We start from the raw sequence: 10989 nt of genomic DNA, 5'->3' as shown, positions 1-10989 counted from the left end.
ATGATCAGTATCAGACAGCAGCATAGAGAAATACCCTGGCTGACTTTTCGTCAGCCAGGGTAAACCTAGAACTTATTGTTATTCATTGTCCACTTGACGGGTAGCACACCATACGGTCCGGGGATTCGTTCATTTATTCAGTTGTATGTGCTGATGATCAGTTTACACCGTAGCCTAAAGCAGCTGCGTTGTCGATGCCCTGTGCAGCGAAAGCCTCACGAGCGAGGTTAGCCATAGCAGCAGCATACTCAGAGTAGTTAGCGTAAACAATCTGAGTGCCATCCGTAGCAGCAACAACTACAGGAGCAGCTGGATCAACAGCAGCCTGAGCTACAGCAGCCTCATGAATAGCGTTTGCATACTCAGCAGCAGCATAGGAGTAAGCGTTCTTTGCATTTAAGGAACCGATGTCATAGGAAGCAACACCAGCGAATGCAGGAACGGACATAGCAGCAACCAGAGCGCCAGTCATCACCATAGCAGCAATCTTCTTTGTCATCTTCATCATCATATACCTCTCAAATAAATTTGAAATCTGTCACTGAATTCGTGACTCAAAATTTCTAAACCTTTTATAACACATTTCTTAAGATTTTAATACGGTTTTCAAACATTTTCGTAATAAAAATAAAGTACAGTTTACGGAAAAAGAGCGTAAATATAAACAGATTCCTGCTTTCTGTCGGATTTTCTTACGATTCCCTCCGGGTCCCCTGCTTGAACTGCTACACGTTAAAAATCACTGTAACTGAAAAAAGTCAAAAATCAGTTGACAACATTGCCTGAATTAAGTATAGTATACAAGTCGCTTGAGAAAAGCGTATCGGGGTGTGGCTCAGTTTGGCTAGAGCACCTGGTTTGGGACCAGGGGGTCGCAAGTTCGAATCTTGTCACCCCGACGATTGATAGACCATCGAGAATGAACTCTCGGTGGTCTTTTTTGTGCTTTTATAGCGCTTCAGGAATACCGTTCCTGCTTTTCCAGGTAGGCTTCGTGTTCTTCCCGTGACATACATACCTTTCCGATCGGGGTGTCGTATTCCTGGCGGTCATTGAGAAGCCGGCGCTCGATGAACTGCTCGATGGCCTGGCGTATGTGCTTCAGCTTTTCGCGGGTGTCTGGATGATCACTCTGAAAGCGCAGCATCTCGTCGAGGTAGCCCTGTGCGCGTACCTGCCGGAAGCTCTCGGTATAGACGAGTCCGAAGACGAAGGCCATGTGGCCGATCATGAAGTCGATGGCGGTTCTGGAGTAGGTGCGGTCGACATTGCGCGCATGCATCACGTCATCGTAGACCTGATCGGAGATGGACGCGGTGCGGAAGGCTTCCTCCGGGAGATCATAGATCTCGCTGCGCGGTGTTTCGCAGTTCACGCGCAGGATGTCGATTTTATCTGCATCCCGCAGGATGGTGGCGAAGCGGTACTCGCGTGCACTGAGCTCCTCCGGGAGGCGGTACACGTTGTGGAGACGTATCGTCTTCTCGAGGAGCGCAAGCTCGTCCTCCTCAGCATCGCGCACAAAGAGACGGAGCTTCCCGTCATGGAAGAGGATATCCGCACTCAGCATCGCATGATTGCAGGACAGACGGTCCTGAAAGGTATGGTACTGGCGTAGCTGCTCGAAGCGGCCGATGTCGTGGAGCATACCGCTGAGCCAGGCGAGATCCCGGTCGGCCGCAGACAGTCCGAGGTCTTCCGTGATTGCGTCGCACATCGCAGCGACGCGGTAGGTGTGGTCTACCTTCAGCTTTACCTTCACATCGCTGAGATCATAATCTGAAACATAGGCTTTAAAGGCCTCTTTGACATGCATTCGATCGATGTTCACCATTCAGTCCTCCCCTCGCACATTTTTACTGAAAAATTTACGGTATTTCTATTATAATAATAAAATAATCAGAAAGTGGAAGTGAAAATCATGATAAAGCTGCACAAACGACGGAACATCTGCGCCGGTCTGCTTTTAACCGGCACACTTATACTCTCTGTGCTCAGTGCCTGCGGAAGCCGCGACACGGAGGCGACACCGGATTTCAGCGACATCCCCGCGGATCAGAAGCTGACGATCTATACGGCACATAAGGCCGAGGTCTACCGTCCGATCATCCAGGAATTCGAGGAATCCACGGGCATCTGGGTCGATGTGCGTGCGGGTGGCACGACCGAGCTGCTTGAAGAGCTGCAGGAGATGCAGAGCACGTCGAAGCAGGAGGTCGATGTCATGTTCGGCGGCGGCATCGAGATGCTGGAAGCCTATAAGGACTGTTTTCAGCCCTATTCGTCGCCGCTGGAAGCGAAGCTGGATCCGGTCTATATCTCGCCGGATCACTACTGGACGCCCTTCACCGAGCTTCCGATCGTGTTTATCTATAACAGTAAGATCGTGCAGCCGGAGAGTGCACCGCACAGCTGGCAGGATTTCCTGGACGGCAGCTGGAAGGGCAGTATCAGCTTCGCGGATCCCTCCATGTCCGGCACGAGCTACACGATCCTCGAAACCATGAAGGATGCGACACAGCTTCCGGAGTCGGAGCTCCTCTCGAAGTTCTGTGATGACCTCGACGGGCATCTCGCGAAGGGCTCCGGAGAGGTACTCACGGAGGTCGCAAACGGCGACCGGCTGGTGGGCATCACCCTCGAGGAGAGTGCACTGAAGGAGATCGCACGTGGCAGTGATGTCGGTATCTGCTATCCGTCGGAGGGCACCTCTGCGGTTCCGGATGGTGCGGCCATCGTGAAGAACGCACCGCACCAGGAAAACGCCGAGCGCTTCATCGACTTCATCCTGAGCGATCCGGTGCAGCGCTATACGATTTCCCCTCTGTTCCGGCGCTCGGTCCGTACGGACCTGTCCACGAACGACAAGACCGTAGGGCTCCGTATCCTCGCCTTCGATATCGAGGAAGCCAGTGAACGGCAGACGAAGGTGCTGCAGGACTTCTGGCAGATCTGGGAGGCACGTTATGCTTGAGTACATCAACAAGTCCTACCGCCGTCAGCTGATGTTTTACTTCACACTGGTATCCGTCGTTCCGCTCGTCCTGAGCGGACTGCTGCTCGTCGGCATGTTCCGTACGCGCGTTCACCGGGAGTTCGCAGCGCAGGATCTCGCGAAGCAGCAGCTGATCGAGCAGCGTCTGGAGGAGCACTTCCGCTCCGTCGAGGAGGTCATCGCGCAGATTGCAGACGATCGGGATATTCGGAAAGCATTGACCCAGGGTACGGTCTCGTCCTCGAACATCTATGCGGCGCTCTACCGTGAGACACAGGCGATCCGCTCCTTCTCGACCGTCGACATCTACGCCGGTGAAAAGCGCATCTATACGACGGACCGCGGCACGGTGTCGAAGACTCTGCCGTCCGATTTCGGCATCATCGCCCGCCTCGAGGCACAGCCGACGGAGACGGCCTATGTCCTGAACTACGACGGCATCTATACCCGCGAAACGAGTCTTCAGATCGGTCGTAAGATCAATGCCAATGCCGGCTACGTCATCGTGACGATCGACCAGAGCGATTTCGAAAGCATACTGAAGGAGAGCTATAACGGTAACGAGGGCGTTCTCCTGTTGAATGCCTACTGGGAGCCGCTCTACGCCGGTGGAAACCTCGCTTCCGAGGCGAACCTTCAGCTTTTCCGGAAGAATCGTCTGGAGGGTCGATGCCTGAATGAGACATTCGCCGATAATCTCTATGCGGCCTGCGTCGGCGACACGGGACTGACGCTCGTCTATATGACGCCACCGGCACTCAGCGAGGACATCTTCCGTATGATGTTCATGATGCTGCTGATCATCACGGTGCTGGTGCTCATCGGAAGTCTCATGCTGTCCGGCTATGTATCAAACTACCTCGCCCAGCCGATTCAGAAGCTGAGTGACGGCATGCGGGCCCTGCGTCATGGAGATCTGAACGCCCATGTAGAGCTTCCACGAGATGACGAGCTCGGCCAGCTCGCCGATGGCTTCAATAAAACGACGGTACGGATCCGCCGGAACATGGAAGAGCGGGTGCAGCAGCAGAAGCATCTCAACGAAACCGAGATGCGGATGATGCAGGCACAGCTGAATCCGCACTTCCTCTATAACACGCTCGACACCATCAAGTGGGTGGCGAAGGCACATCAGGTCCCGGAGATCGTCGCACTCAGCTCGGACCTCGCGAAGATCCTCCGCCGCAGCATCTCGGGCCGGGAGTTCGAAACGCTGCAGGAGGAGCTCGAGCTCCTCGAAAGCTACTGTAATATCCAGGAGCTGCGCTTCGATGACTCCTTCAGCTACGAGGTCGAGGTGCCGGAGGAGCTGATGGCATGCATGGTGCCGAAGCTGATGCTGCAGCCGATCGTCGAAAACGCCATCATCCATGGCCTCGAGGGCGTCGAGGATGGACTCGTGAAGGTCACCGCCCGCCGGGTAGAAGAGGAGCTCGAGGTCCATGTAATGGATAACGGCTGTGGCATCGAGGATACCTTCATCGAGATGGTGAAGAAGCATGATGGAAAGCTGCTGAGTGGGCATCTCGGTTTCGCAAACGTGGATTCGATCATCCGGCTGAATTATGGCTCGCAGTACGGCATCGATATCGCACGGCTGCCGGAGGGCGGTACGGATGTCATTCTCCGCCTGCCGTATACGAAATAAATAAACATGGGAGGTGTAACATGATACCTGTACTCGTCGTCGATGACGAAAAGTTTGTCCGGGAGGGCATCGTTCAGGGGACCGACTGGAAAAGTGTCGGGTGCGAGGTCGTCGGACAGGCGAAAAACGGAGAGGAGGCCCTCGCACTGGCACGTACACTGCATCCGGTGCTGATCGTCACGGATATCCGCATGCCGAAGATGGACGGCATCGAGCTCGTGCGGACACTTCGCGAAGAAAAGCTGGATGTAAAGGTCATTTTCCTCACAGCCTACAGTGACTTCAGCTATGCGCAGCAGGCCGTGCGCCTGCAGGCCTCCGACTATCTGCTGAAGCCCTTCGAGGACGGGCAGCTCGAAGCGGTCGTAAAGAAGATCCTCGGGGAGGCGATCCTGCACGGGCAGCACACGGCATCACCGAAGGACGCGGAGCTTCTGCCACTGAAGGACGCGGACCCGGAGATGCATCGCTATGTGCAGAGTGCCATCGGATACATCGCAGATCACTATAGTGAGGATGCCATCAGCATCACGCGCATCGCCGAAGCGATCGGCGTATCCGAGGGGCATCTCAGCCGTCTCTTTAAGAAGGACACCGGGCAGAGCATCAACAGCTATATCACCTGCTATCGTATGCGGACGGCGATGCGCCTCCTCCGGAATGTGCGCTATAAGGTCTATGAGGTCTGCGAGATGGTCGGCTACCACGACATCGCCTACTTTTCCAGTACCTTTAAAAAACTGACCGGGATGACCCCGTCGGATTACCAGGCAGGCTGACACGCGCGGACGCGCATGCCGCTGCGAGGATGGAAGCGGCTGAACAAAAAGAAACAGAAAAGTCCTGAGCTGTCCCATAGGACGCCAGGCCTCCGAAATATGTGCATACTGCACACGAAAACGCGGATAAATGATAAAAAGATGTCAGAAATGACCATCAAAATATCATTTTTACCGCGTTTTTGTTTTGCGAAAAAATTTCTATACTAGACGCATCAAGTAAAGAAAGCTCTTCAGAACATATGGAGAGCCGATCGTGAAACCATAAGGGAGGCACATTTATGAGAAAACGTAAACTCATCTCGTTACTACTGACTGCATCGATGGCCGTATCCATGCTGGCCGCATGCGGATCTTCATCGAACAACAGCGCAGCCACCACGGCAGCCGCTGCCGCTGACAAGCCGGCAGAGACCCAGGCGGCACAGCCGGCGGAAACCGAGGCTCCGAAGGAAGAGAACCTGACCGGCATCGATGCCATCATCAAGGAAGCCGAAGGGATGTCCATGGAGGAACTCGCAAAGAAGGCCATCGAAGAGTCGAATGGTAAGACCTTCTACGGCGTCGGTAACTCCTCACGTGGTAAGTCTGCACTTCCACTGTTTATCGCCTATCTGCAGACCATCGATCCGAATTACAACATGGAGTTCGAGTGGCAGCAGCCGAAGAACAACAAGATCTTCGAGCAGCTCACCGCAGATTCTCTGAAGGACAGCGGAACCTTCGCGATGACCCTCATCCAGGATGGTAACCAGATCAAGAGTAAGATGGTCGATACCGATATCTTGAAGACCTTCATCCCGAAGGAGTGGGCAGAGGCCAACGGAACCACCGCGGATGCTTACAGCGGCTACCTGCCACTGCAGACGCTGAATAAGGTCTTTATGTATAACTCAACCGGCTCCGCTGAGTTTAAGAACTGCTGGGATTTCATTTATAAGGATCAGCACCCGCTGTACATGGACATCGATTCCGAGCTCGTCGGCAAGAACTTCCTGTACATGCTGACCGAGGATAAGTACGCCGGCATGCTGAAGGATGCCTACGATGCACTCGATGATGAGCACAAGGCTTACTTCGATCCGACCATTCAGGAAGTGGCTTCGGATGCAGACGATTTCGGTCTCGGTGAGAACGGCAAGTACGCCCTCGCATGGATCAAGCTCTGGGTAGAGAATTACAACGCACAGACCGATGATGGCCCGATCTGCAACACCCTCGTAGATAAGTCCGCGAAGGATCAGTCCGGTCTCCTCGTTTACTCGAAGCTTCGTTCTGTAGAGGAATCCGCAACGGTTTCCGTCAACAACATCAAGGTAGCTGCATACCAGGATGGCTATAAGGGCATCGGCGGCTACGGCTACAACCACTACCTCTTCCTGACGAAGAACAGCCCGCTTCCATGGACCGCATGTGCATTTATATCCTACATGACATGTACAGAGGACGGCTTCAGTGCATGGGGCAAGGACATGGGCGGTTACAGCTCGAACCCGAAGGTTGCAGAGCAGATCGAGGCAACCTATAACCACGCAAAGGGCGGCTATAACGACGCTGGCGAAGATGCGTTCCCTGCAAAGGATGACCGTGGCTATGACTGGTGGACCACCACCGGCGAGCTCGTACTCGAGGATCCGGAGTACTGCGCAGACGCTGCATTCGGTGTCGGCAGCTGGATCGAGACCCTGACCAAGTACGCAGACGCGAAGTAAAAGCGCATTATATGAACTGATTTTTCGGCCGGGGAGCTCATGACTCCCCGGTCGGTTTTAAGAACGGAGGAATTCATCTATGGAAACGACTGCATCCGGTACACGTGATACGAAAGCCATACTCCGTAATAAGATCGTCACCTTCTTTTCGAAGCCGCAGAACATCATCCTGCTCGTCTTCGGTATCGTGCTCACCTTCAGTACGGTAGCCCCGATCGTCGCTATCGTCCGTGACACCTTCCAGATCCATCCGGGCACCATCGACGCACATCTCACCGGAAAGGCCTCCGGCTACAGCGTCGTGAACTATGTCGATCTTTTTACGAGCCGTCTTGCAATGACCAATCTCTGGAAACCACTCATCAATACCGTGATTCTCTCGGTCATGACCTGTGTGATTTCCATCCTGTATGGTGGTTTTTTCGCCTTCCTGGTGACGAGAACCAACATGCGCTTCAAAAAGTATTTAAGCTCGATTTTCATTTTTCCGTACATCATGCCACAGTGGACTCTCGCCGTCGTATGGCAGCATATGTTTAATTCCAATGCTGTCTGCGGTACGTCCGATGGCCTCCTCGCATCACTGTTCGGCATCTGTATGCCGAAGTGGTTCTGTCTGGGCACTTTCCCGAGTGCCATGGTACTCGGTCTTCACTATGCACCGTTCGCCTACATCCTGATCGGCGGTATCTTTAAAAACATGGATGCGAACCTCGAGGAGGCAGCGACCATCCTCGATACCCCGAAGTGGAAGATCATGCTGCGCGTGACGCTGCCGATGATCCGGCCGGCGATCCTCAGTACGATCCTGCTCGTCTTCGGATCCGCGATGGGCTCCTATCCGGTGCCGCATTACCTCGGCCTCACGACCCTGTCGACGAAGTACATCTCGCTGAACTCGAAGTACACCGGTGAAGCCAGCATCCTCGCGATCATCATGATGCTCTTCGGCGTCCTGATCCTGGGTCTCAATCAAACCTCCGTCACCGGTCGCGCGAACTACACGACCGTCACCGGCAAGTCCGGGCAGCTCAGTAAGATCAACCTCGGAAAAGCCGGAAAGTACATCATGGGCGTGGTCTTCATCCTGCTGACCTTCTTCACCTCCATCTGGCCGATCCTTCTTTTCGCGCTGGAGACCTTTCTGCCGAACCCGGGCGATTACAGCTTCCTGTACACGCACGATACCTCAAACCTCACCACGAAGTGGTGGCTGACGCATGAAAATGTCAGTGAGAATGGTATGTATGGCCAGCACGGTATCCTCTATAATCCGACCATCTGGCACGCCTTCAAGGGTACCCTGTTCCTCGCCATCGTCTGCGCACTCATCGCCGGTACGATCGGCACCCTGATCGGCTACGCCGTATCGAAGAACCGTCGCTCGAAGTGGGCGAACTACGTGAACAACGTCGCCTTCCTGCCGTACCTGATGCCATCCATCGCGGTCGGCGCTGCGTTCTTCATCCTTTTCAGTAATCAGCACGTGAACCTGTTCAACACCTACACCCTGCTGATCATCGCGGGTGTCGTCAAGTACATCCCGTTCGCCTCCAGAAACTCCCTGAACTCGATGCTGCAGCTCTCCGGTGAGATCGAAGAGGCCGCCATCATTCAGGATATCCCGTGGCATAAGCGGATGCTGAACATCATCATCCCGATTCAGAAGAGCTCCATCATCAGCGGCTATACCCTGCCGTTCATGACCTGCCTTCGTGAGCTGTCCCTGTTCCTGCTTCTCTGCACCCAGGGCTTCATCCTCTCCACGACACTGGATTACTTCGATGAGATGGGTCTGTACGCCTTCTCCAGTGCGATCAACCTGATCCTCATCATGACGATTCTTCTGTTTAACACCCTCGTCAATGTCCTGACGGGAGCAAGCCTTGATAACGGAATAGGAGGTTAAGTATGCCGTCCATCACATTAACACACATCACCAAACGCTGGAAAAACTATTTCGGTGTCGATGACCTCAGTCTCGATATCCCGGACAATGCCTTCGTCACGCTGCTGGGGCCTTCCGGCTGTGGAAAAACCACCATCCTTCGTATGATTGCGGGCCTCGAGACGCCGACCGAAGGGCAGATCAAAATCGGCGACCGCGTCGTCTTCGATTCGGATAAGGGAATCAATGTTCCGGCCAACAAACGAAAGGTCGGCTTCCTCTTCCAGAACTATGCACTCTGGCCGAACATGACCGTGTATCAGAACATCTCCTTCGGTCTTAAAAACATCAAAGAAGAGCTGCCGCGGATCGACGTAAAGGCGAAGGTCAGCTCCGATCTCATGCATGCGCTGAAGAGTGGAAAGAAGGTAAAGGACCAGATCGAGGACTGCCGCGATAAGAACGGAAAGCTCGATACCGAAAAGGCCTACGTGAAGCTCATCGACACCTTCAACCTCTCCATCATGAGCGCGAAGGAGCTCTTCAACCTGAAGATTCATGAGGCGGCGGATCCGCAGCAGGCGGCCGACGCGGCACGTGCCGGCTATGAGAAGACCCTTGCGGAGATCAATGCAGGCTATGCGGCGAAGGGGCAGACCCTCGACGAGCATTTCCACGTCACACAGAACGGCACCGCGATCATGGAGGTCCGGAAATTAACGGACGAAGAGATCGACAGCCGTGTACGTCAGGTTTCCCGTGTCGTAAAAATCGGTATGTTCATGGATCGTTATCCGGCAGAGCTTTCCGGCGGTCAGCAGCAGCGTGTCGCCATCGCCCGTACCCTCGCACCGGAGCCACAGGTGCTCTTCATGGATGAGCCGCTCAGTAACCTCGATGCGAAGCTTCGTCTCGAGATGCGCTACGAGCTGCAGCGTCTTCACCTGGAGACCGGATCGACCTTCGTCTACGTCACCCATGATCAGATGGAAGCGATGACCCTCGCGACGAAGATCTGCCTCATCAACAACGGTGTCCTCCAGCAGTACGACGCACCGCTCGAGGTCTACAACCGCCCGACGAATCTCTTCGCGGCCGATTTCGTCGGCAACCCGTCCATCAACTTCGTAGAAGCCACGGGTGAGCAGCGTGCAGACGGCAGCGTCGCCCTCGAGATCTTCCATGGTATCCATGCACGCTTCATCCCGAACGAAGCGCTCGAGCTTCCGACCTGGTTCACACAGCGGGACGCAGATGCCGCCGCGAAGAAGCAGGCAGAAATCGATCGCCTGAAGCAGAAGCACGCCGTCGAGAAGAGCAACAAGGATGAGGTCTTCAAGTACCATATCGAAAAGGTCATCGAAGAGGACAGCTCCATCCTCGAGGATCCGATCCTCACAAACCGCGACCTCGTGCTGGGCATCCGTCCGGAGGCGATCGACATCGAGCCGGAGGGTGCGCTCCAGACCACGATCTTCGGTGCCATGCCGACCGGTATGGAATCGACGCTCAAGCTCTGTGTGCAGGATGACTACCTCCTGACCGGCGTGATCTTCGGGAACAATGCCTACAGGATCGGCGAGCAGGCCGGCATCGACATCCACGGCAGCCACATCCTGCTGTTTGACCGTCAGTCTGGAAAGTGCATCGCCGACGGTCGTCTGGAAATCGAGAAATAAGGCACTCTGTACCTGACAGGGGGCACTCGGAGGGACGGCAACGTATGTGACTGCAAAATCCCGGCCAGCCCCTTGACAAAGCGATGCGCCGAACCTACAATGGCTGTGTCAATTGAATAGACAGAAATCGTTGAAGAGGACAGTAGTATTTGATTTCGGATACAGAGAAACGCCGGTTGCTGCGAGGCGTCGAGGAAATAAATATGAACACCACCTCGGAGAGGTCCTTAATCGGACCCGTTGACTACGTTACCGTCGAAAGAGTGGTCATCTGTGCAGGTGCAGAAG

General features: G+C 54.5%; 8 protein-coding genes, 1 tRNA gene and 1 other annotated feature (1 of these 10 running past the window's edge). Of the genes, 7 read left to right on the top strand and 2 right to left on the bottom strand.

The features are described 5' to 3' along the window. Positions 1–157: 157 nt before the first annotated feature. The gene (locus tag ACTQ52_RS11610) at positions 158–511 is read right to left on the bottom strand and encodes a hypothetical protein (RefSeq protein WP_441226980.1); all 354 of its coding nucleotides are present in this window, start codon (positions 509–511) and stop codon (positions 158–160) included. Between the two features lie 313 nt (positions 512–824). Between ACTQ52_RS11610 and ACTQ52_RS11605 the strand changes: the two genes are divergently transcribed. Next, positions 825–899 (top strand) — tRNA-Pro (locus ACTQ52_RS11605). Between the two features lie 59 nt (positions 900–958). Here ACTQ52_RS11605 and ACTQ52_RS11600 read toward each other — a convergent pair. Then, on the bottom strand, positions 959–1834 hold the full coding sequence (locus ACTQ52_RS11600) for an HD domain-containing protein (protein ID WP_441982692.1): 876 nt from the start codon (positions 1832–1834) through the stop codon (positions 959–961). Positions 1835–1921: 87 nt separating this feature from the next. Here ACTQ52_RS11600 and ACTQ52_RS11595 point away from each other — a divergent pair, with 87 nt between their 5' ends. The 6 genes from ACTQ52_RS11595 to ACTQ52_RS11570 all read left to right on the top strand — a co-directional run bounded on the left by ACTQ52_RS11595 (position 1922) and on the right by ACTQ52_RS11570 (position 10701). Beyond that, positions 1922–2974, top strand: coding sequence for an extracellular solute-binding protein (locus ACTQ52_RS11595; protein WP_410042317.1), 1053 nt, complete (start codon positions 1922–1924; stop codon positions 2972–2974). Then, a complete protein-coding gene (locus ACTQ52_RS11590) occupies positions 2967–4643 on the top strand; it encodes a sensor histidine kinase (RefSeq protein ID WP_441982691.1) in 1677 nt (558 codons plus the stop codon). Before ACTQ52_RS11595 ends, ACTQ52_RS11590 begins: the two co-directional genes overlap by 8 nt. 20 nt (positions 4644–4663) lie before the next feature. Next, positions 4664–5422, top strand: coding sequence for a response regulator transcription factor (locus tag ACTQ52_RS11585; RefSeq protein ID WP_441982690.1), 759 nt, complete (start codon positions 4664–4666; stop codon positions 5420–5422). 281 nt (positions 5423–5703) lie between these two features. After that, positions 5704–7134, top strand: coding sequence for a hypothetical protein (locus ACTQ52_RS11580; RefSeq protein ID WP_410042320.1), 1431 nt, complete (start codon positions 5704–5706; stop codon positions 7132–7134). 79 nt (positions 7135–7213) lie between these two features. Then, entirely contained in the window at positions 7214–9043 is a 1830-nt protein-coding gene (locus tag ACTQ52_RS11575) for an ABC transporter permease (protein ID WP_410042321.1), read from the top strand. A 2-nt stretch (positions 9044–9045) separates the two neighbouring features. Continuing rightward, positions 9046–10701, top strand: a complete 1656-nt coding sequence (locus ACTQ52_RS11570; protein WP_441982689.1) for an ABC transporter ATP-binding protein — start codon at positions 9046–9048, stop codon at positions 10699–10701. Between the two features lie 121 nt (positions 10702–10822). Beyond that, positions 10823–10989, top strand: a binding site (T-box leader) (it continues 65 nt past the right edge of the window).

The sequence above is a fragment of the Oribacterium sp. Sow4_G1_1 genome (assembly GCF_052116105.1).
Taxonomy (GTDB): Bacteria; Bacillota; Clostridia; order Lachnospirales; family Lachnospiraceae; genus Oribacterium.
Note: the sequence above shows the minus strand (reverse complement) of the source record. Positions and strands in the feature narration are given on the sequence as shown.